General features: G+C 40.0%; 23 protein-coding genes, 1 tRNA gene and 1 pseudogene. 3 read left to right on the top strand and 22 right to left on the bottom strand.

The genetic code is table 11. From position 1 onward, the window contains the following. Nucleotides 1-3 precede the first annotated feature (3 nt). From dltB to AC20OE_RS06290, 5 genes are all read right to left on the bottom strand, one after another. Nucleotides 4-1,188: a D-alanyl-lipoteichoic acid biosynthesis protein DltB gene (gene dltB, locus AC20OE_RS06310; RefSeq protein WP_059375721.1), complete on the bottom strand. Its 1,185-nt coding sequence runs from the start codon at nucleotides 1,186-1,188 to the stop codon at nucleotides 4-6. Beyond that, a complete protein-coding gene (dltA, locus tag AC20OE_RS06305) occupies nucleotides 1,185-2,690 on the bottom strand; it encodes a D-alanine--poly(phosphoribitol) ligase subunit DltA (protein ID WP_099663509.1) in 1,506 nt (501 codons plus the stop codon). The genes dltB and dltA overlap by 4 nt, the downstream gene beginning before the upstream one ends. Nucleotides 2,691-2,704: 14 nt before the next feature. Beyond that, nucleotides 2,705-2,854 carry a teichoic acid D-Ala incorporation-associated protein DltX gene (locus AC20OE_RS06300; protein WP_024427820.1) on the bottom strand — a complete coding sequence of 50 codons (150 nt, stop codon included), beginning with the start codon at nucleotides 2,852-2,854 and terminating at the stop codon, nucleotides 2,705-2,707. Nucleotides 2,855-3,104: 250 nt separating this feature from the next. Beyond that, a complete protein-coding gene (locus tag AC20OE_RS06295; RefSeq protein WP_487268744.1) occupies nucleotides 3,105-4,391 on the bottom strand; it encodes a Kelch repeat-containing protein in 1,287 nt (428 codons plus the stop codon). A gap of 232 nt (nucleotides 4,392-4,623) precedes the next feature. Continuing rightward, on the bottom strand, nucleotides 4,624-5,238 hold the full coding sequence (locus AC20OE_RS06290) for a DUF4241 domain-containing protein (RefSeq protein WP_180272421.1): 615 nt from the start codon (nucleotides 5,236-5,238) through the stop codon (nucleotides 4,624-4,626). Nucleotides 5,239-5,435: 197 nt separating this feature from the next. On the opposite strand from AC20OE_RS06290, the gene AC20OE_RS06285 reads away from it, so the two are divergent. Next, a complete protein-coding gene (locus AC20OE_RS06285; RefSeq protein ID WP_099663512.1) occupies nucleotides 5,436-6,416 on the top strand; it encodes an SDR family oxidoreductase in 981 nt (326 codons plus the stop codon). A gap of 457 nt (nucleotides 6,417-6,873) precedes the next feature. Here the strand turns inward: AC20OE_RS06285 and AC20OE_RS06280 are convergent. From AC20OE_RS06280 to AC20OE_RS06240, 9 genes and pseudogenes are all read right to left on the bottom strand, one after another. Beyond that, nucleotides 6,874-6,947: transfer RNA gene (locus tag AC20OE_RS06280), tRNA-Arg, on the bottom strand. Between the two features lie 120 nt (nucleotides 6,948-7,067). Further along, entirely contained in the window at nucleotides 7,068-7,592 is a 525-nt protein-coding gene (locus tag AC20OE_RS06275) for a YfcE family phosphodiesterase (protein ID WP_099663513.1), read from the bottom strand. Nucleotides 7,593-7,606: 14 nt separating this feature from the next. Beyond that, the gene (locus AC20OE_RS06270; RefSeq protein ID WP_162860205.1) at nucleotides 7,607-8,209 is read right to left on the bottom strand and encodes an XTP/dITP diphosphatase; all 603 of its coding nucleotides are present in this window, start codon (nucleotides 8,207-8,209) and stop codon (nucleotides 7,607-7,609) included. A gap of 10 nt (nucleotides 8,210-8,219) precedes the next feature. Beyond that, a complete protein-coding gene (rph, locus tag AC20OE_RS06265; RefSeq protein WP_059375738.1) occupies nucleotides 8,220-8,948 on the bottom strand; it encodes a ribonuclease PH in 729 nt (242 codons plus the stop codon). A 151-nt stretch (nucleotides 8,949-9,099) separates the two neighbouring features. Then, a complete protein-coding gene (locus AC20OE_RS06260) occupies nucleotides 9,100-10,152 on the bottom strand; it encodes a GerMN domain-containing protein (protein ID WP_099663514.1) in 1,053 nt (350 codons plus the stop codon). Between the two features lie 100 nt (nucleotides 10,153-10,252). Beyond that, nucleotides 10,253-11,071, bottom strand: coding sequence for a glutamate racemase (racE, locus tag AC20OE_RS06255; protein WP_099663515.1), 819 nt, complete (start codon nucleotides 11,069-11,071; stop codon nucleotides 10,253-10,255). Between the two features lie 7 nt (nucleotides 11,072-11,078). Then, a complete protein-coding gene (locus tag AC20OE_RS06250; protein ID WP_024423206.1) occupies nucleotides 11,079-11,519 on the bottom strand; it encodes a MarR family winged helix-turn-helix transcriptional regulator in 441 nt (146 codons plus the stop codon). Nucleotides 11,520-11,668: 149 nt separating this feature from the next. After that, nucleotides 11,669-11,755, bottom strand: a pseudogene (gene gerE, locus AC20OE_RS06245) (spore germination transcription factor GerE); the annotation flags it as partial. 34 nt (nucleotides 11,756-11,789) lie between these two features. Then, nucleotides 11,790-13,313, bottom strand: a complete 1,524-nt coding sequence (locus AC20OE_RS06240; RefSeq protein ID WP_487268739.1) for a recombinase family protein — start codon at nucleotides 13,311-13,313, stop codon at nucleotides 11,790-11,792. Nucleotides 13,314-13,444: 131 nt separating this feature from the next. Between AC20OE_RS06240 and AC20OE_RS06235 the strand changes: the two genes are divergently transcribed. Both AC20OE_RS06235 and AC20OE_RS06230 read left to right on the top strand, forming a co-directional pair. Then, nucleotides 13,445-13,987 carry a hypothetical protein gene (locus tag AC20OE_RS06235; RefSeq protein WP_486925164.1) on the top strand — a complete coding sequence of 181 codons (543 nt, stop codon included), beginning with the start codon at nucleotides 13,445-13,447 and terminating at the stop codon, nucleotides 13,985-13,987. Nucleotides 13,988-14,068: 81 nt separating this feature from the next. Beyond that, nucleotides 14,069-14,260 carry a hypothetical protein gene (locus AC20OE_RS06230; RefSeq protein WP_487268737.1) on the top strand — a complete coding sequence of 64 codons (192 nt, stop codon included), beginning with the start codon at nucleotides 14,069-14,071 and terminating at the stop codon, nucleotides 14,258-14,260. 173 nt (nucleotides 14,261-14,433) lie between these two features. Here AC20OE_RS06230 and AC20OE_RS06225 read toward each other — a convergent pair whose 3' ends face one another. The 8 genes from AC20OE_RS06225 to AC20OE_RS06190 all read right to left on the bottom strand — a co-directional run bounded on the left by AC20OE_RS06225 (nucleotide 14,434) and on the right by AC20OE_RS06190 (nucleotide 21,861). After that, nucleotides 14,434-14,901, bottom strand: coding sequence for a hypothetical protein (locus AC20OE_RS06225; protein ID WP_487268735.1), 468 nt, complete (start codon nucleotides 14,899-14,901; stop codon nucleotides 14,434-14,436). A 131-nt stretch (nucleotides 14,902-15,032) separates the two neighbouring features. Then, nucleotides 15,033-15,842, bottom strand: a complete 810-nt coding sequence (locus tag AC20OE_RS06220) for an N-acetylmuramoyl-L-alanine amidase (RefSeq protein WP_487268733.1) — start codon at nucleotides 15,840-15,842, stop codon at nucleotides 15,033-15,035. 45 nt (nucleotides 15,843-15,887) lie between these two features. After that, on the bottom strand, nucleotides 15,888-16,307 hold the full coding sequence (locus AC20OE_RS06215) for a phage holin family protein (RefSeq protein ID WP_487268731.1): 420 nt from the start codon (nucleotides 16,305-16,307) through the stop codon (nucleotides 15,888-15,890). A gap of 42 nt (nucleotides 16,308-16,349) precedes the next feature. After that, the gene (locus AC20OE_RS06210; protein WP_487268729.1) at nucleotides 16,350-16,529 is read right to left on the bottom strand and encodes an XkdX family protein; all 180 of its coding nucleotides are present in this window, start codon (nucleotides 16,527-16,529) and stop codon (nucleotides 16,350-16,352) included. Next, nucleotides 16,526-16,825 carry a hypothetical protein gene (locus tag AC20OE_RS06205; RefSeq protein WP_487268727.1) on the bottom strand — a complete coding sequence of 100 codons (300 nt, stop codon included), beginning with the start codon at nucleotides 16,823-16,825 and terminating at the stop codon, nucleotides 16,526-16,528. Before AC20OE_RS06205 ends, AC20OE_RS06210 begins: the two co-directional genes overlap by 4 nt. Nucleotides 16,826-16,842: 17 nt before the next feature. Next, entirely contained in the window at nucleotides 16,843-18,201 is a 1,359-nt protein-coding gene (locus AC20OE_RS06200; RefSeq protein WP_487268725.1) for a phage baseplate upper protein, read from the bottom strand. Between the two features lie 13 nt (nucleotides 18,202-18,214). Further along, the gene (locus AC20OE_RS06195) at nucleotides 18,215-20,098 is read right to left on the bottom strand and encodes a right-handed parallel beta-helix repeat-containing protein (protein ID WP_487268723.1); all 1,884 of its coding nucleotides are present in this window, start codon (nucleotides 20,096-20,098) and stop codon (nucleotides 18,215-18,217) included. Nucleotides 20,099-20,127: 29 nt separating this feature from the next. Continuing rightward, complete coding sequence (locus AC20OE_RS06190) at nucleotides 20,128-21,861, bottom strand: glucosaminidase domain-containing protein (protein WP_487268721.1); 1,734 nt, start codon at nucleotides 21,859-21,861, stop codon at nucleotides 20,128-20,130. Nucleotides 21,862-21,872: the final 11 nt, after the last annotated feature.

The following is a 21,872-nucleotide window of genomic DNA, read 5'->3' as shown; positions in this document are numbered from 1 at the left end:
TGATTAATGATGAAATGGTTTTCCTGAAAAAATATAAAATCCGAAACAAATCACATGGAATGTAATAATGATTGACACAACCATTGTGACCTTATTATCCGGCCACCACTTGTGCTTTTTATTCCATTTCTCAAATAAATTGTAACCGGACATGACAACTGCATGATATAGTCCGTAAATAATATATTGAAGGGCAAGACCATGCCAAGCACCCATCAATAGAAAGAGGACAAAGTACCCGATATTTGATACAGCCATACGGTTCTTGATCCACTTCTTTTTGGTCATAAAGAACACAAATCTCATAAACACGTAGTCTCTGAACCAGAAGGACAGGGACATGTGCCAGCGATTCCAGAAGTCTTTAATATTGCGGCTGATAAACGGTTTATTAAAGTTCTCTGGCGATTTAATGCCCATAATATAACTCACACCTACAGCAAATGCTGTATATCCAGCAAAGTCAAAGAACAAATACATGCTGTAAGCATACATATACGTTAACTGCTGAACAAAGTGACTGCTGCTAATGTGATGAATATTCATCAGAATATACGTGTGAATCAGATAACCAATAATGAACTTATATAAGAAGCCAATGAAAATTTTATGAATACCGGAATACAGAAGATCACTGTATGCTTCCTTTTCAGGCGGTGTATCCATATCTTTTTCAAATCGGCGGTAACGGTCAATCGGACCTGATGAAATCGTCGGGAAAAAGACAATGAAATAGACCAAACGATGAATCGGAATTTTCTTCTTAATCAAGCCGTCTCTTGTCTCGATAATTAACTGAACACCTTTAAATGTTAAGTACGAGATCCCCAAAAAGCTCAGCCAGTTAATTGGCGGCGGCTGGTGCGGGTGATGAGTTAAAAAGAACGGTAATACCTTTGACAGCACAAGCGGCAAAATTGATGCCACCACTGCTGCATAGAAAACGGATGCCTGATTCGCCTTTAACCGGTATGCAAGGTACAGGCGAATGATTAAGACTTGCCACACCGTGAACAAGAAGAGCAGCAGTGCGCCATGTGCATCCTTTGAGAAAATAAGCGCGAGTGCCACAACCGTTGCAAACATGTTGTAGCCCTGCATTCTTTTGCCGCGAAGACCAAGAATGATTGTCGGCAAAAGAAGAATACCAATTAGAATGAAGAAAAAGAATGAACTAAACGGAATCATAGAAGAACCTCTTTCGCAATTCTCTTACGGTCAACCTTCCCGTTTGGTGTCATGTACAGCTGCTCCAGATAGACAAACTTTCTTGGAATCATGTACGCTGGCAGTGAATCCGCCATTTCTTTCTTAATCGCACTTGTCAGCTGATACTCTTTTTCAAATGAATGAGCTGCTGGAACAATCGCTGCAATCAAGTACTCGACATGACCGTTTGGCTGGAATGGCACAATCACACAAGCATTGACATAGGTTGTCTCGCTTACATGATATTCAATTTCTTCAAGCTCCATCCGATATCCATGAAGCTTAATTTGATAGTCAAGACGACCATGGCACGTAATTAATCCATCCTGCGCCACACCTGCGTCACCTGTGCGGTAAGCAGGGCGTCCTTCGTATTCAAAGAACACTTTATCCGTTAAGGCTTGTTCACCTAAGTAGCCTCTCGTAACGCTTGGCCCCACGATGACAATTTCGCCTTTTTCACCATCAGCAAGTGTCTTGCCTTCTTCATTTAAAATGACGATATCTGTATCAGGTTTGGCATAGCCGACTGGTAAAGAATCGTGCTGATCAAGAATCTCCTGCGTGACTTCAATCGATGTGATCGCAACAGTTGCTTCAGTTGGACCATACGTATTAAAGACCTGCGCCTTTGGAAAACGCTCCAGAAGTGCACTTGCTACAGCTACAGGAAGCGCCTCACCGCAGAACAAGAAAACTTTCAGCTCTGGTAAAAGCTCTCCTGTAAAGGAAGGGTCCATTAAGCACATTTGTACAAAGGATGGTGTTGATGTCCACACTTCAACGTCAGATTGACCAAGTGCTGCAAACATATCCTTTGGCTTGTTGACGAGTTCTTTTACTAAACAGTAAAGCGTGCCACCTGATTGAAGCGCTGGATAGAGATCCATCACTGATAAGTCAAAAGAAAATGGTGCTTGATTTAAGAATGTGCGTCCCTCACCAATTGGGAAGTCGCGGCACATCCACTCTGTAAAGCTTTCTAAATTATTGGCTGTTACCTGAACGCCTTTCGGTTTTCCGGTACTGCCAGACGTATAAATAATGTAGAAAACATCATCTTGTTGAACCCACTGCGTGGATGGCGGTGCTTCTTTTTCAAGTGCTAAAAGCGATGCCGCACTTTTCACTTCAATGTGCTCTTCTACATCTAATACATTCTGCTCATTTGCACATATCAATAGACTGGCTTTTGAGCTTTCAATGATTGAGACGATGCGCTCGACAGGTATCGAGATGTCGACCGGAATATAAGGTCTGCCTGATTTTACACTGCCTAAGAAAGAAATCAGCATCTCTGGCTCCATATGACCGTAGACAATGACAGGTGCACTATCTGTTACGACTGCATCAATCGCACCAGCCATTTGGTCTGATAAATGCCAAAGCTCATCATATGTGATCGACGCATCTTGAGAAACAAATGCTGACTGTGTTGGTTTTGTTTGCTGGTATTCATGAATCGTGTGTAATAGTTTCATAGTTTAATCTCCAATTAAAAATCGTTGTAAATGAATGATCCCGTATTTGCTGTGTGGAATCCGTAAATAAAGAACAATAATAGCAAAATAAGTAAGTAAAAACTTGTATATCCTATCCATTTTACAGACTTATTTTCTGATAGCTTTTTGAATAGCATATTGATAACCTCTTTTCTTTTGACACTTATAGAGACGCATGGATCATCAAAAGAGTTTCATATCAAACATAAAATTTTTAAGAATTGCTAAAAAAATGTCGAACCTTGGAATGTCTCTTTTGAGCAAAGCTGTCTTATTGTAACAAAGATTTAATACATTTGAAATGAAATCCGATCTTAAATTTGCCTTAAAATTGCTGAAAGCTGTCGAACTAACGCAAAAGCCACCTAGTTGACTAGATGGCTTTGATTTCAATTACTTCTTATATTTATTGACTTCGAACATGAGAATGTTTTTAAACACTACATAATCCTTTTTACTTTCAAATGGACCTTTGTTATTGTCATGCTCATCAATTTCATAAAAACCTGGACCTTCTCCTGCATCACGCTTTTTGTACCAGGATAGGAAGGCGTTGACTTCTTTCATTGAAAGGTCATACTCTTTCTGTAAGCCATTGACCATTGTGATGATTAGAAGGGCATCACCGTCTTCATTTGTTGTATCGTCTTTTGGTGGTGTTGTTGGTTCTGGGTCTTTGTCTCCTGGATTTGTAGAATCATCTTTTGGTGGTGTTGTCGGTTCTGGATCTTTGTCACCGGGTGTGGTTGATGGAAGTTCCAAGTCTTTTAAAGAAATAGAGATAACAGATTTATAGTTTTTATCAGCAATATCAGTATAATTCAAGTTTATATTATATTCACGCCCTCCTATTACATATAACATATCCCCAATAATAACTGATGAAGCACCAACACGAATATCATTGTTAGGTACAACTACTTTCACCATTTCTTCTTTTTCAGCATTATAGACATATAATCTATTAGGTGAAATGCCTGGTAAAATCATATTGTCTTTATAAGTAACTCCACTCAGATATACTTTTTTAAATCCTCCTTTTTTTGCAGACCAACTATCATTAGAAGCATCAAATTCAAAAATTTCACTATTATTGTTTTCTCCAATAATATAGAACTTCCCTTTCAAAACTAGACCAATTGCTCTTTGTGTTTTAAATGATGGTGAAGCTTCCTTTTTCCATTTGTTTTCTGTTAGATCATAACTAAAAAATTCATTGCCACCTAATACATAAATTTTATCTCCCATAACACCAGCTTGAACATTATAAGCACCTTTAGAAGGACTTTCAAAAGGAATATCAGTTAAAACTTTCCATTCGTCTTTTTTTGTATCGTACACTTCAAATTTATCGAATGACTTTTGGTGATTGCCTGCTAGAACATAAATTTTAGACCCTACAACAACAGATGCTGCTCCTCCTCTCCCACTAGGCATATCTTTCTTTTTCGTCCATTGATTAGTAGAAGGGTTATACTCTAATGTTTCATTAAGAGCATTATAGCCACCAATTACATAAATTTTCCCATCTACAGCATTAGCTACAGCTCCCACTCTTGCTGTTGGCAAATCAGCTAATTGATTCCATTCATCCTTAGCTGCATGTACCATTTGAACTGACTGCGTGAATGAAAGGATTACTAGTAACATCATGACGATCCATTTTTTCAAAAATAACACTCCCTTTTCATTATCTTACTTCTTCATTATCGGAGCGTTTTTTTATTTTTATAGAATCATTGAATTTTTTAAAGAGAAATTAATAGAAAAAAGCATCGGAAAAGTGACTTACTATAGAGTCGCTTAAAATAATAGGTTTAATCAAAAACTGCCTAAGTCTATAATCAAAGAACAATAAAGAAACCCATGATTTCATGGGCTTCTCATCAATCCATTATTAGAAAGTCTGTCACTAGGCAAGCAGGTTCTCCGTTTTCATCCATCCCCAAAAACTCGGGTACATCCCGTCACCGAAACCTGTTGTAAACCTGGCAATGTCCACCTTGTCATGAAAACGGGTGACGAGCCAGCCCCATGTGTGCTTGTAGTTTTGCGCAAGAGCTTCTTCAAATTCCTCGTAAAGATAAAAATCATTGTCCTCTTTATATCGCTTATCCTCATACGCTTGAAGATATATAGCTGACTCCGCATCCATAAAGCAGCCCATAACCTTATTTACACCGTAGCCACAGAACTCTTCTTCTTTTAATTGATTGAGTTCTTGCCCTATTCTTGTAGCAAGCTCCCATTCTGTTGCTTGCTCGTTTGTAAACTTGATCATTGCATAGGCTACTCGTTCGTCTCCGTTTTCCAACCGCTTAACTACAAGTATAATAGGATATTTCCCTAGAGCAACCTTCCTCGTAAAAGATTGGTCCATACCTGAAACAAAAGGATCACAGGCAACAATATGACCGCCCGTGATCTCGATATAACCTAACTGTTTAGCGAATAATTGATCACTCTCTTGACTGCTTGTTGTCTCTCTATTTTTATATAACAGGTGACTTGGATTGATGCTGTACAAGTAATCATTCCTTTCATTGTTTTTCTGAAGCATTTGGAATTATGGTACTTTTCTCTATTTGGCCTTTTCTTCCTGCTTTATTTCCCCTATTTAATCCGTTCAACCTACTCATGAGAGCTTACTGAAATATTAATACTTGGATTAGCAGTAAACAACATAGATATTAAAAGGGAATAAGTACATTTGGAGGGAATTCAATGACACAAGAATCTGATGAGCGTAAGTTGCAACAAATAAAACAAATGCAACAGAAGTTTCTAGAGAAAATGAAAACTCAACCTTATCCCATGTACCCTAATTACGGAAAAATCACACGCTATGAAGAAATCCCAATTAATTTACCTGAACAACGTCAACTTCGTCATCCTGGTGTAGAAGGTTTAATGGTACCACTTCCAATTATTGAAAATACAAATTACAAAGGGAGTGGTAAGTTAGCGGGAAAAGTTGCTCTTATTACAGGAGGGGATAGTGGTATTGGTGCAGCCGTAGCCATTGCCTTCGCAAAGGAAAGTGCTGACGTTGCAATTGCATACTTAGATGAACACGAAGATGCTAATAGAACAAAAGCAAGAATCGAAGAACTCGGGCAACGTTGTTTATTGATGCCAGGAGACTTGCGAGATAAAAGGCAATGTATCACCATTGTAGAGAAAACAGTAAAAACCTTCGGACGTCTAGATGTTCTATGTAACCACGTTGGTATCCAATTTCAACAACCAAGCCTTCTTGACATTACAGACGAACAATTCGATGACACCTTTAAAGTCAACATATACTCACATTTTTACACAACCAGGGCAGCGCTTCCTTACTTAAAACCAGGCAGTTCTATTATCGGTACTTCTTCAGTCGTAACGTATGTAGGTGAACAACAAATGATTGATTATACAGCCACAAAAGGTGCAATTGTTGGTTGGACACGTGCTTTGGCTAAAAATGTTGTAAAACAAGGAATTCGTGTAAACGCTGTTGCTCCAGGTCGAATCTGGACGCCGCTCATTGCAGCAAGCTTCTCGTCAGACCAAGTGGCTGTATATGGAGCATTTAACCCAATGGAACGAGTTGCACATCCATTTGAACTCGCACCAACATTTGTTTATCTTGCTTCTGATGATTCACGTTTTGTTACAGGTCAAGTGCTGCATGTTGACGGTGGGGAATCCACACATTCCTAATATAAGGAGGTCATTGCATTGAGATATGAATTTAATCCAGAAGTAGAGTTATTACTTGTGAATCATTCAATGAAAAAAGTTACTATGGTTTATATGGAGGATTCATGGCCAATGTCTGAAATTGGACGTAGACCGCCTTATTATTGCTACCCAAATTATGAACTGAATTATCCAATCATTTAAATAAATCGCAGTTATTCAGGAACGGTTAGGGCATACAAAAATGGATACAACTATGTCAATTTACGCCCATGTCATCGAAGAAACTGATCAAAAATCAGCCACCCATTTTGATAGCTTCTTTGATACAAAAACAGGGAACGGAAATACTTAAAAATAAATCCGCTCCCAACCCGCTCCAAAACCCTGTTTTGGAGCGAGTTACGAACTTAAGTTCCAAAGAACAAAAAAGCCTGAAACCCTTGATAATAAAGGGTTTCAGGCTTTTAACTTAGTACGTCCCAGGAGAGATTCGAACTCCCGACCGACGGCTTAGAAGGCCGTTGCTCTATCCTGCTGAGCTACTGGGACATGTTGTTATGTAATATGCTGTGGTGTATTACCTCAGCGACAAGATTTATTATATTACTATTGTTCTTTAAAGTCAACGGTTTTTCGAAAGTTTTTTCATAAGGGGCAAATGCTGCACCCTTATGAAATACCTTCCAATGTGACAGTGTTTTCGAGATCTTGTATGACCTGACCTTCGTCCGTGAAAAACTGTACGTTTGCTTCGCTTCCATCTAGTGTCAGTATAGCATAGCTGCGCTCTTTTCGCACTCTTGGCAAGTGTACGCTGCCAGGGTTAATGAGGAGTTTTCCTCTTAGCAGTTCACTGCCTGGAATGTGCGAGTGACCAAAGCAGATAATGTCTGCGCCTAGCTCTTCTGCACGGTAGTAGACTTGAAGTAAGGATTGTTTGACGCCATGCAGATGTCCGTGAGTGAGAAATAGTTTTCCGCCTCCATCAAGTGGGAGCAGGAGCTCTTCTTCAAAATCGCCCATAAAGTCACAATTTCCTTTGACGACTTTGTATCCTTCGAGTGCTGGGTGGTTCGTTTCGAGTTCTGAATCTCCGCAGTGGATCATCATGTCGACTTCAGCCTCATGCCGTTTGGCAATGGTTTGAAGTTCGTCTGTGAGTCCATGACTGTCACTAATAATGAGTATCTTCATGGCTTCATTCCCCCTTATTCATTTGCGTCTAGCAGTGATGAAAGCTTTTGAAGCGCGACCGCTCGATGGCTGATCTTGTTTTTCTCCTCTGGTGATAACTCGGCCATCGTCTGGTCTTTGTCTTTGACTATGAAAATTGGGTCGTATCCGAAGCCATTTTCGCCGATTGGTTTTTCTGCAATGAAGCCTTCTACTGATCCTTCTACCGTTTTTGTTTCTTTTCCCGGTATACTGACAGCAAGGGCACATCTGAATCTGGCTGTGCGGTCTTCTTTTTCAATGCCTTGAAGTTCGCTCAGCACTTTTTCCACATTCTCCGCATCATCTTTATGCTCACCTGCGTATCTCGCTGAATACACGCCAGGTTTCCCGCCTAGATAATCAATCGACAGACCGGAATCGTCTGCAATGACCATTTCACCTGCTTTGGCTTGAATAGCCTCCGCTTTGATGATGGCATTTTCTTCGAAGGTTTGTCCTGTTTCTTCAATCTCTTCAGTAAAGCCGATGTCTGCTAGTGTTTTGACCGTGAATCCTTTTGGCTCAAGAATGGCTTTGAATTCTTTCGCTTTGCCCGCATTGTGCGTTGCAATGATGGCTGTTTTCATCCTGATCAAACCCTTCTCTTTATTCGATGACTTCTCCTGTTACTGCTTTTTGCATTTCGATTAATTCTTTGATGCCCTTTTCGGCTAAATCAAGCAGTCCGTTTAGCTGTTCTCTTGAGAATGTCGCTTCTTCACCTGTTCCTTGAAGTTCAACAAAGCGTCCAGCGCCTGTCATGATGACATTCATATCTACTTCAGCAGAAGAATCTTCTTCATAGTTTAAATCTAACAGAAGACCTTGCTGAGAATCAATTCCGACGGATATCGCCGCTAAATAATCAGTAATCGGGTTTTCTTTGATGACTCCTTCAGCTCGCAGCTTTTGAATCGCGAGTGTCATGGCAACAAAAGCACCTGTGATGGACGCTGTGCGTGTACCGCCGTCTGCTTGAATGACATCACAATCAATCCAAATCGTGCGTTCGCCAAGCTTTTCTAAGTCAACGACTGCGCGGAGTGCTCGTCCAATTAAACGCTGAATCTCCATCGTACGTCCTGTGACTTTTCCTTTAGATGATTCTCTTATCGTTCTTTGTGCGGTTGCTCTTGGAAGCATGCTATATTCTGCTGTAATCCAGCCTTTTCCTTCTCCTCTTAAAAAAGGAGGTACGCGGTCTTCGATCGATGCGTTACAAATCACCTTCGTATTTCCCGCTGAGATTAAGACAGAGCCTTCTGGGTGCGTGATGTAGCCTGCCTCTATTTCAATTTTTCTCAATTCGTCATATTGTCTTTCATCTAATCTCATGTTTTACCTCCGTTACGATATACATTCCGCGCGTATGCCAGCGGGGTTCTCCTACTAACTTTGACAACCTCGGCTTGTTCTAACCGCTTGGAATAAAAAAGAGGCAGCGAATATGCATGCCTCTTTTTCTCCATTATATCAATGTGTGACGTTAAAAACTACCTGTATTCACTTGTTCTGGTCGTGAAACCGGCTTTGTGAGCTCTGCTCCTTTTTCGTTCACAAGCTCAGCCTTGCCGTTGACCTTAACAGATACGCTTTTGACGTCCGGCATCTCTGTTAATGTGAGCACAATACTATTAAGAACTTTTTGTGAAATCACCTTTTTCTTTTCATCTGCACTGCCAAAAATAGATTCATTAAAATCAAGTGTCACATGTCCATCTTTTACTTTTGGTACATCATTCAGCTTCACATCTTGGTCAAAGTCTGTAAGCAGATGGCTTTTTTTGCTTGGTCCAGAGACGAGCTCATCAATTGCTGCTGTAATCGGATCATCCTCGTCTTTTGGTGCTCTTGTGGTGACCGGAACGTAGTAGGTCTGTTCATCAGATTCAGCTAAATAGTAGACAGTAACAGGCTTTGTTGAAGTCATATCAGCGGCAGCCTCGTGCTGAATATTAATCCCGTCTTCTCTGCTTAAATCATCTGAGATAGGTGTACCGTTCACAGGCATTTCTTTTAGTTCATGTCCATTCATCTTCAATTTGACTTTGGCTATGGAATCAAACTGTGTTAACGTCCAAGTAACAGATTGCAGGATTCGCTGTTCGTCTTCTTTTTTATAGTTTTTAAATTCATTTGAAAAATCCACAATCGCCGTTCCATCTTTAATATCGACAGATACGCTCGTGTCCGCAGGCAACACTGCTCTGAATCCGTTCGGCATTAAGTTAGAAATAGGTCCCCCGTCCACGAGATATTCAAGGGTTTGTTTGGCACTTCCTTCATTTTTCGGCAGCGGAATGGATTGAGATACGACATACCCGTTTTTATCAATTAAATATAATTCTCTCATGACTGTATCAGCCTGCTTCTCTTCTTTTCCTTCTTTGGCTGTTTGTTTATCTTCTTTCACATATGTGACGTTTTGTGGTGGATCAATCTCTGTTTTCGCTTGGTCTGTTTGAAACAATCCGCATCCTGACAAAAGCATGGCTGACGCGATACACGTAACAGCTGCTGTAGATCCTTTTTTCAGCATACTTCACCCTCCTCTAGTAGTTTGTACTACTATGTATACGAGCTCCATCAGAGGATTAGACCCTTTTCATAAAAAAATAACCCGCTTCAAGTAGAAGGGGTTATTGCTGGTAGATGTGTTCAAGTGACACGGTTTCGACCTTTCCTGGCAGGTAGCCAAACCAGTCACGAGCGATGTTTTGGAAATTTTGCTGCTGTCCTGTTGTGTAAAATGTATGGACAGGTGCTTCTTTAGAGGTATTTAACAGCCCTTTATATGAAAGAATCGTACTCGCTTCTCTCGCTGTCTCATCCCCTGATGAAATGATGTTTACTTCACTGCCCATAAAGCGCTGAATCGGCTCTTTTAAAATCGGATAGTGTGTGCAGCCCAGAATAAGTGTATCAATCCCTGTTTCTTTCATTGGTTCAAGGGAGTCTTTCACCACTGCCTCTGCTGTCTGATCTAAAAACGTACCGCTTTCCACAAATGGGACAAGGAGCGGACACGCCAGGCTTTGAACCGTTAGACCTGCTTTTAGTGACAGCAGCGCTTCTTTGTATGCCTCGCTTTTGATCGTATTGACTGTGCCAATAACGCCAATGTGCTGATTGTTTGTCACCTTGATCGCTGTACGGGCGCCGGGCTGAATGACACCAATGACCGGAATATCAAGCGTTGCTTTGATTTCGTCCAGTGCGATCGCTGTTGCTGTGTTGCACGCAATGACGAGCATTTTAATATGGTGGTGTTTTAATAAGTAGTGCGCCATTTCCCAAGTATATTGAAGAACTTCTTCTTCTTTACGAGGGCCATATGGACATCGTTTTGTATCGCCTACATAAATGATGTTTTCTTTTGGCAGTTGTCTCATGATTTCCTTTGCAACGGTTAAACCGCCGACGCCGGAATCAATGACGCCGATTGGTTGATCCAACAAAATCGCCTCATTTTCTTTTCATTTGCTGCTGTAGTTTCGTTAAGGATTGGTTGAAAACGATGGCTTCTTCTTCTGAGAAAGCCCCTAGAAGTTCACTGACGTATTCTTGGCGTTTAGCAATCACTTCTTGAATGATCCTCTCGCCTTCAGGCAATAAATGAATGCGAACCACGCGGCGGTCAGATGGATCTTTCACCCGTTCGACAAGTTCACTTTTTTCCATTCTATCAATTAAATCAGTGGTTGTGCTGCAAGCCAAATACATCTTTTGTGACAGCTCACCTATTGTCATATCTCCGAATTCATAGAGCCACTGAAGCCCGATGAATTGTGGAGGTGTAATTGTATATTGATTCAGGATTTCTCTGCCTTTTTGCTTAATAATTGCAGCAATGTGGCGCAATGATTTTTCAATCTCTGCAACATGGCCAGACTCATTCGTTTCCATTTTATTGATACCTCACTATAGCATCTCACTTTGATTAAAACGTACATGTCTATTTTCCTCGTTTTTCAAAGAAAATGCAAGAAGAGACTCATGGAAACCATATAGAAATAACCGGTTCCTTCCCGATATGGAAGGAAAACCGGCTGACTTTAGAGCTCTAGCTCACCCATACGCAGAAGCTCGACTACGGCCTGTGAACGGCCTTTGACTCCTAGCTTTTGCATGGCATTTGTTATGCATACCTTTTACAAATGAGTATAACTTACAGGATCATTTAAATCTATAATGAAAATTCATTTTTCCGTTTGGGTGAATAACAATATGATCAATGAGCTTATCGAACACATGCTTTAAATCTTTCTCTTTGTCTTCAAGCTCTCGAAGAACCGCTTGCATTTCCATCATTGAACTTTTCTCATCATGGACCTGCTGTAAGGAAAATAAACTCTGTTCAAGTTTAATTATATTAGATTGAATTTCATTGCGCTTTGTTTGGAACTCGGCTTTTGAAATAATCTGATCTTCTAAGTAAAGTTCCAGCAATCTTTTATTCTGTGTTTCTAAAGATTTCAACTCTACTTTAACAGACTTCATTTGTTTTTCTTTTTGTTCAATTGCATTTTTTCTGTAATCATGTGATATATCCTTGGAGAATTCGATTAGATTTTCAATGACTAAGTCCCTGACCTCTTCATAAGTAATTGGAACATGGTTAACACAACCTTCTTGACCAGCTCTTCTGTAATTACTGCATTTAACGTATTTCCAATACGTTTTTTCACCATTTTGTTTGGCTCTGCTTGTTTGGATAATCACCATATTAGAACCACATTTACCACAAATAAGTAATTGTCTCAACTCATTCCACGGTGTGAATTTAGTTTTTTTATTGACAGTCAGTTTATTATTTGCTTTTTCCCAATCCTCTCTTGAGACAATCGGCGGGCAAAAGTCTTCGTAAACAGTCCATTTTTCGGGCGGGTTCCGAATGAATTTTTTTCGCCCATCAACTTTTATTGTAGTATGCCTATTGGCTATATGCACACCGCAATATATAGGATTTCTCAAAATGGTTTGAACTGTTGTAAGCTGCCAATTACTACGTTTTTTTGGAGGTGGTATTTCACCTAGCTTACATTTTTCTTGCAAAGCGTATGTAACCCTTTTATGGCCCAAGCCCTCTTTATTATAGAGGTGAAAAATTAATCTAATAACTTGAGCTTCATTTTCGTTAATTACAAGGTGTTTACCCTCTTTCATATAACCGTAGGGCACTCGACCAGAATGTTCACCCCGCCTTGCTTTTGCTGCAAGTACACCACTTATATTGACTGACATAGACTTAGGTAACTGCTCCGCAAACAGAGCAGACATTTCAAATTTCATGGACGCTTTACTCTCGTAAAGGGAGTCATAGTCCTCTTCAAGAGTCACTACTCGAACCCCATTAGAAACCAAAATTTCTCTGATATATAAAGCGTCTTTCAGATCTCGAGCAAGACGTGTGATAGATTTAAAAATCACCATCTTTATTTCTTTCTTTTCCGCCAATGAAAAAATGTATTTCATGGCTGCCCTATCTTCAAGGACGGTTCCGCTGATACCATCATCTAACAAAACAGAACGGTCATCCCATTCATAATTATGTTGCTCGATCCAGTACCTGCAAACGTCGATCTGGTTTTCTTTAGAACTAATTTGTTCGTCTCGATCTGTAGAAACCCTCGTGTAAACCTTATAAGGATAATCGTCATATTTGATGATTTCATTTGGCGTTTCTTTTTGAAAATACATTCAATCTCCCCCAAAACAAACTTAAGAAAATTATAACACTTCTACATCCAAACCCTTAAAATTTTCAAAGGAATCGCACTTCAAAATATGATAAAATGATCCAGGGAAATAATTACTTAGGAGAGTATAAATTGAAAAAAATCACTGCTGTTACTTACATTATTTTTATTTTTATGACCGGGTGCTCAACCCCTTCAAAACAAGAGAATATAAAGTCTTTTCAGATTTCAACAGATGAATTTGTAAGTACATATAATTCTTTTATAAAGAAAAGTCCCGATGAAAAAATAAAAAAGCCATCTTTATTTAATGAAAATATTCATCCTGTCCCGAATAATAATGGATATTCAAATGTTTTTGCTGCTGAAACAGATTTGTATGATAGTCAAAAAGGATATTCTGTTATTGGTCACTTCAACAAGGATAATGAATTATATAAGATAGTATTAACTGAAGATTTCATTGAAAATGAATCTGGGATAATTGAGATGCCAAGCAAAGGAACTTTATCAGCATATAAAGTATTACAAACTTTAGGATTTGAAGAAAGTGATTTGAATGATGCGACAAGAGATGCTGATCCATCTTACACTTTTGAAAATGAGAATTATTCCGCAATTTACAAAATAGATGTTCCAAAGAAAAAAGTCACTTTAACTTTTAAACCAAAATAATTAATGGAATATCCCTCTTGAAAACTTTACACAAGATATGTTTATAATCGAACATACATTCTTTTTATAGGAGGGTATGACGTGACAGATCTTGAAAGGAAGTTATACCGAATCATCTATAATATGAGCCGGTTCCGCAAGAACCCATCAATAGATGAGCTTAAACGGAAAACGGGTAAAGATGAGCTGACAATCCGTAAGGCAGTTAAAAACCTTATCACAAGAAATGAAATTGAATGGAATAAAGAGAAGAAGGAATGGAAGTTCAAGTAATGTAAAAAAGCCGCCCAGGTGGACGACCAACAATTTTTATTTGTTTATGTTTTTCTTTATGTCTTCTATCTCGTTTCTGAGGGATTTATTTTCTCGTTTGATTTTAGAAACCTCGACGACTGTCAGTAACAAAGTTGCTAAAATGAGTAAAATCAAAATATATTCAAACATAATCATATGTCCATGTAGTAGTCATCAAAGCCAAATGTCGCAGCAATACCGATGACTGGTACCAGCGCGGCTCTGAATTTCCATCTATGTTTTTTGTAATATTTCTTACTAAGCTGTTTGCGTTTATGTAGCTGCTTTGCAATATAACGGCCAGCCCCATAACCTGTGCCGACAACCGCCGCCATGCCTGTAATTATCCCCATCGCTACAAGAAATACGTTTTGCACTGTGGCTTTATCTTCTTTGTCGAAAAGACTGTCGATTTTAAAGATGTCCTTGTCAGATAGGCCAAGGTCTAAAGCGCTTTGATATAATTCAGGATCATTCTTGGTGAAAGATTCTGCTGTTTCATTTTGTTGCACATATTGTGACTGATTAGTTTTTGCATCTGCAAACTCTCCAAGCGTACAGGAAATACCCAACGCAGCTACAATGGATAAAGAAATTCTAGATATCCACTTTTTGTTCAAAATCGTACCCTCCCCCTTTGTGAATTCCAAATAAAGCATAACTTGAAATATACAGTAATTTCCATAGTTATAAAGTATGTAATTTACGACAAACAAAAAAAGCCCCTCCAATTAGGAAGGGCTTTTTCATTTTACTTTTGTTTTACCTGAACATATTTAGATGCAGCCGTGATGTATAATCCTGATTTAAGCTTATACATTTTTGACCCGTTGACTGTAACGGCCATATCAATCGTAAATGCTTCACCAGGTTTCACCTTTTTGTGCTTTGCTTTCCAGTCCGGCTTATCATAGACCCATAGCCACCCATCAGCATTCGGCTTCACTACGGCCATTTTAATGCCATTTGGCGCTGGTTTATTACTTGGCTTTGTTTTATTTGAAGAAGACACCTTTTTTAAACCAACAGCCGCCGCGATCCCTTCCGCATGACCCTCGGCCAATAGGTTCAGAAACGAATCTTGTTTCAGCAGCGCAGCATCTTCTTTGCGGTCAATGAAAAGGTTCTCTGTTAGGATTGCAGGCATTTTTGTTTCTCGCAATACTGCAAGATCTTTAGACTTGGTACCGCGGTCCCCTGCTTTACCTTTAATTTTTCTATAGATCGCATCATGTACGATTTTTTGCTGCTTGCCAGTGCCGGATGATGCAGATAATTTGACGAAACGAAACGACTCAAAGCCTGTGCCGCCAGCTGCATTGATATGGATAGAAGCAAAATAATCAGCGCCCCAATTATTTGCTAGTCTAGCTCTTTGAGACAGATCAACGTAAACGTCAGTTGATCGTGTGAGCTTAACGGATGCCCCATACACCTTTTCAAGAATCGCTTTAGTTTTCTTAGCGATCTTTAATACAAGATCCTTCTCTTTCAGTCCGTTTTCTGTTGCGCCCGGATCGTGCCCACCGTGTCCCGGATCAAGCATAATTTTCTTTGTCATTTTAAATCTCTCCATTCATTTTTTTATATAGAAAAAAGCCGTCGATTACTCAGCAGCTTTCTTTTCCTCTTCTTCTTTTTGGCTGTCAGACTCGATCACATGAAGGCGGTCTGTTATGGAAGCTGGAATTTTAACACCAATCTGTGCGAGGTTTTCTGTGATAGAAAGCCCTTCGTTTGCGATGTAAAACAATACTGTCCCGAAGGTCAGCACTCCATTCAAAGTCATGATCTGATCAATGATGTTGGCCACAATCACGACAACAAAACTAAGCATTTTTCGCACGTAACCGAACCAAGCCGTGCGACTGCGCAGCTTACCGATCTTCCAAGCTTTGATGATACCCGTCAGAACATCAATGACGCTTAGCAGCAAGAGCAAGTCCAAAAATTTCACACCGCCAAATAAATAAGTCTTCGCTAAATCCAAAGTTTCAAAGTTAATAAACAATTTTATATCCCCCATTCATTTGTCACCTCCTTTCGAAGGCAAAATAAAAAGCACCTGTTAAGATGCTGTAGAACCTAAATCCACTGAGACAGCAGGCTTGTCGAATGCGACGCCTGTGATCTGCTTAAACTCTTCTTTTGTTATTACTTCTAATGCGACATACTCCCGCATGATCTCAAGAGTGTAAACGCCCCAATCCCAAAATACTTTTATGTCGGCCGCCGTTGGATAAATCATGATGTCCCGCCTTTCTGCAACTGCGAAAGTTGCAATGTAAGGAGAGCGACTTGTTTTTTTAGCAGCTCTACATCATCTGGTGGCGGTGGATCAGGCTGCAAACTATCAATGTATTCTTGTGTTGCCGATTCAAACCACTCTTCTTTTTTGGGATCGTACTTTGCAATAAATAGCCCATCTGGTGGCTGTTTATCTGTATAGCCTTTGGGGATTTCCTCTCCGTTTTCTACATCTACTAAGATGTCTTTGTCTGCTTGCCAAATGTAATTTTCATCATATTTATACACCCAGATCATATTCGCACCTCCCACGTTTACTTTGCTTTAAAACGGACCCCAAACGTAATAAATTCATTGGGGTTTACCGTATTAGAACAAGATTGAACACAAACTCGACCGTCAGTACCTATATAGGTTCGGTGATATTGTGGTACACCGGGTGACCCCAAACTGGATGCTACTCCAATAAAGTGAAATGACTGCAAGGGAAAGAATCCTTCAAGTAATGTAAACGCCTCGGCATCATTACCAATCACTCCACCAGTAATAGACCCGATGATCTCCACCACTCCCAAGGCATCTTTTGAGTAGCATAGCGTGTGCGGAAATCCATCTGATGATACATATTGCTTCCATCCTTTGGACAATGAAGGTGTTTTCCAAGTGACTGCAGCATCTCCGTCTGTTATGAGACGTTTCCAACCTCGAAAGCCTTGTGCATGGAACGTGCCAATCCAAGTCATATTATCAAATGATCTCGTGGCAATAATCCTTTTGTAATTAATTTCATTTTGGACATATGATGTTTCTAATACTTCAATGTAATAGAAACTGGAATCATTCTCTACAGGCAGATTTAACAGATTTGCTCCCATATAAAAACCCGTTGGCAGTAAAAAAATATCAGTACCGTTTGGCAGCCTGGCAACTTTACCGTCGTTAGGTGTAAGCCTGTGCATCTGGCCGTTATTCCAGTTACTTTTTTCTGATTCTGTTACGTGAATCTTTTTGTTTTCAAGGTGCGGATCGACGTACTCTTTTGCCGCTTCCAGTGCCGCCGCTACTTTATCTTTTGCACCTGCAGGTGTTTCCGCGTGATCATCCGTGTATTTTTTAGCTGCCGCAAGTGCTGCATCTGCTTTAGACTGCGCGCCCTGTTTTGTTTCGATCTTTTCCAAGTCCTCAAACTTGTCTCTCAGTTCATCAATCGTTTGTATAGACTCTTCGTAAAGCTCATTTATCTTTGCTCTTAAAGCCTCGAACTCGTCCACATAATACTCAGTGATTGGCACAATATCTTGATCAATGAGAGACCTTGAAATGTTAAAAGAGAATTGATGTACGGACATAGATTGATCATTTGCATAGTACAAATTCAGCTCAGCTTGTACATTTCCATGATGCTTGATCTCTTCATCTGTCAAAACGTACTCGGCGTGTCCGTTCACTCTATCAACTATCGTTACGTCTCGAATGAATCGGCTGCCGTCGGCCATAACTAATACAAGTTTTCCAGTGACAGCTGCTAAAGGCAAAGGTGAACCATCTTTTGTGAGTTTGAAAATAAGCCTTGCCGTCTGACGATCCTGCGTCCAAAAATTTATGCTAGTTGATACGCTTGAACTGGTATATGCGTTTACATCAAAATCAAGTGGACCATTTTTGCGAATCATGTTATCACCTCTCTCATGTTACATTTTCAAATGATTTAATAGGATCAACGCTGTTGTCTTTCAAAGAACCTTCTGCGCCAGCTCCTTTTAGTCGATTGCCGAAATGCTGAATGCGAGAACACTTGCTTGTAAAATACATAGCGTATCTGCATTTTTTCCCGCGCACTTTGTTGAATCTTGCTGCTGAATCTGTGACTCCATCCATGAAGATAATTCCGTAATACGGGTTTGATGAAGAAGTCCTTTTACCAGCATTCTGAATATCGCTGAAATCAACGTTTATGTCCTCTGAATCACCTGAAACAGAAATCCCCGAATATCCAACTTCACGTAAGGTGGTGTTTGTGACATCAATGTTCTTACATCCTAATTCTACGCGTACACCGTTCCCCTCGATGTCCCGTCCTATGTTTAGATCAGCTTTGCCATTGCTGCAGCGTGTTAAGAGCACCCCATGATGCTTGATGTCTCTAAATTGATTGTGAGACACCAAAAAGCCATCCACATCTGATAAGTGAATAGCATGCTTAACCTTTACGCCATTGATTTTGTTTCCTGAAACTTCAACGTCATCAATTTTTTGAATTCCTTTGCGGCCATATACTTGAATGGCATGACGCTCTTTGATATTGGTAAAAGTGTTATCTTTGACCGAAAGACGCTTTACCTTGTTGACCCTGTTCGTAGGATTGCCGTTTGCGTCTTGCGTGTAGACCGATTCTACTCTAGGAATCATTAGTCTTACACCGGATGCACAATCCTTAAATCTGTTTCGGCTTATTACAACATCTTCCCATTTGTTCCCTGAAATTGCGTACTCGGTCGTATCTTCAAAATCGTTGTTTTCGATACGAATATCAGAATACCAAAAGCCATCTGTGCTGGTGTGAGAATCTATCCCCCGTGCATATCCTTTTAAGCTTTCAGATCTGCTGAAATAGCAGTCTCGAATAGTGACATGCTTGCTGACGGTTTGGTCATAAGCACCAAAGGCGCCGAAGTTGCCCGCCAATCTCATTAAGTCCAGCTGAATCGCAGCAGAAAACCACCTGTCGCCTTTATAATCAGCGAAACCTTTAAACCAGACATTCTCTATTAATACGTGTTTATTACCTGCACAGTCAAAGGCATGACCGCCGCACACATCCTTGATAGTGATGTCCCGTATGATAATGCGCTCAGCATGTGCAAAACCTATGACTGAACATTGTTCTTTGATCTCTCCCCCTGCGCTATCAAACACCCCTTGACCGTCAATCAGTATATTTCCGTGGCCGTCATATTCCTTTGTTTGATCTTCTTTATCCCCATTTACAAGCATTGATCCCACAAAGCCACGTTTAATAACGGCACCAGCTTGTAAGGTTAAATGAGTGTTTTTATATATGCTTGCTGTCTCCATTAGTTTGTATTGTCCAGGAGGAACAACAATGTGCACAGGGTATAATTTTGCAAGACTAAGAGCTGCCTTGAATCCTGCGGTAAAACTTCCGTACTTTTTAATAAACCTTTTTAGATTCAGGGAAACGGCAGCTGCTTCTATTTCTTCTTCAAGTATTTGAAAGTCATAGTCTAATCTGTCTTTTGCTGTGGGATGAATAGATGCATCCCTAGCAACTCGAATGTCTACAACTTCCTTGACATCATTCCCGTCATGATTGAGAACAAGGTTTGTCAATCTAGCCCACATGTTGTCAATCCTGTTGGCAACAGTAAATAGACCATGCATAATTTGACTAGACAAATGAGCTTTTTTACTATCCTTGTGAGACTGTAATTCAGTTGCATTTTTATTAAGCTCATTCTCAACCGTTTGCATGTCACCGCGTAACTGTGATTCATAGACTGAATTCCTTGTCGTATCATAATCTTTTTTAAGCCGGACCAATTTATTCACTCCTTTCAATTCCAAAAGAAAAAACGCTTCTAATTGAGCGTTCTCATCAACTGGTCTATATATCTTTTTTGTTGCTTAATCTGCCGCGCCTGGCTTACTTGATAATCCTGAATGTCTTTTCGGAAATTTGCGAAAGTCATTTTAGGGCTGTCATACGGGTTGAGGGGATTATAAGTGACAGACACTAACCTTACATCGTCCTCAAACGTGATCCCATTTGCTGTATCAGCAATGACATGGATCGTGTCACCTTTCCAAAAATCCTCTTCTATACCTTGTAGTGCTGGCTCATAGATATACTGATACTCAGCCTCAACGACTACATCAGGATATGGGTTTACGTGCTTTTTCAAAGCAGATACCATGTTGCTTGCTTTTTTTACTGTGTCGTCTCTTATCGGCTCACCCCATCGCGGCTTTCCTTCAATGAGAAACTTATCTTCATCAGGATGGATATAAAGGATAGGCTCGAATTCGTATTCAGGCTCTTTTTCCTCTTCATCCTCGTTCGTTTTTGTATCAGTGGATTTAGTATCACTTTTCTTAACTTTCTTTTCTGCGCCGTAACCCCATGCTCTTGTGGAAGTGTTTTGGTCATTGATCTTTAATTTAAAGCCCGGCATATTGTATCGGCTGTCAAAAGTGTAATCTACTACTTTTCCCATCTTTTTATATACATAGATGACATAGTTGTTTACATCAAGCTCTATTTCATAATCCTCAACAATTTGATCCATTAACTCAATACAATTCTTTTCGCCGAAGCCGTCTTGATCAACGGTATCAAATGCTGATTCTTTTTCTTTCAGGACATATTGAAAAGGTGTGTCAGCAAGCGCAATATCTAGGGCTTCTTTGATGTTAAGTTTCTTTGACGTTTTTTCCTCGACCCTGTCGTTTACCAACAAGACGGTATACACATGATTGGCCGTAACCTTTTTCTGCAGCACGTTTTTTCTGCTCTGATCAAGCTCAATGTCTGTAATGTAATATTTTTGATGGTTGTAAACTTTTTCATCCAAGTACAATATGTTCCCTGGAACAAGCAAATCAAATTCCGTTCCGTTATCCTCTGTTCGCATTAACGTAAAAGTGAAACTCTTTTTACCTGTTGTGTCGTCTTGCAGCTCCAACACAGCACCAACGATTTCCACAAGCTCTTTGCCGTCTTTGGTTGAGACGTGCAGCTGCCTGAAATCAATGTCAGTGGGCAACCCGTCATTTAATTCTACATCCTTGCCTTGGTATTCCTTGCTTGGATATGTCGGTTTAGTTGGTGTTTCTGGTTCTGGTTCATCCGGCACATCATCAAAGGTGTCATATTGTGTAAGTTTGTAAGTAAAGATGATGCTGTTTAATTTTGTTGCATAGTTTATGTCGGTAGCATATCCAGCTTTTGAAACTGCCGCAGTAGCTTTCTTATAATCTTTTTCACCTACCACTGCCTTATATCGACTCAAACGAGTGTACAAACTCCCTAAATCCGCGAGACTCTCAGCATAAGATGGATACTTTCTAAATTTCGCTTGTATCCTAGTAACGTTTCCCTTTTTGTCCTGCTCACTAGTCCACATTAATACGTATTTGCCGTTATAAGTTCCTTTGATTCCAAATAGGTTGTTGGCTTGTTGAGAAAGACCACTGGATCCGAAACCACTTTCTAGGCACCCCTGAGCGATGACTAGACTCGCAAGGACATTATATTTCTTATAGACTTTCTGCGCCCCTGGAGCTAGTTTCTTTATAAAATCTGCTGCAGCCATGACAACCCCCT

This window comes from Bacillus sp. SRI_025 (genome assembly GCF_057592095.1).
This window is presented reverse-complemented; position numbering and strand designations above follow the sequence as displayed.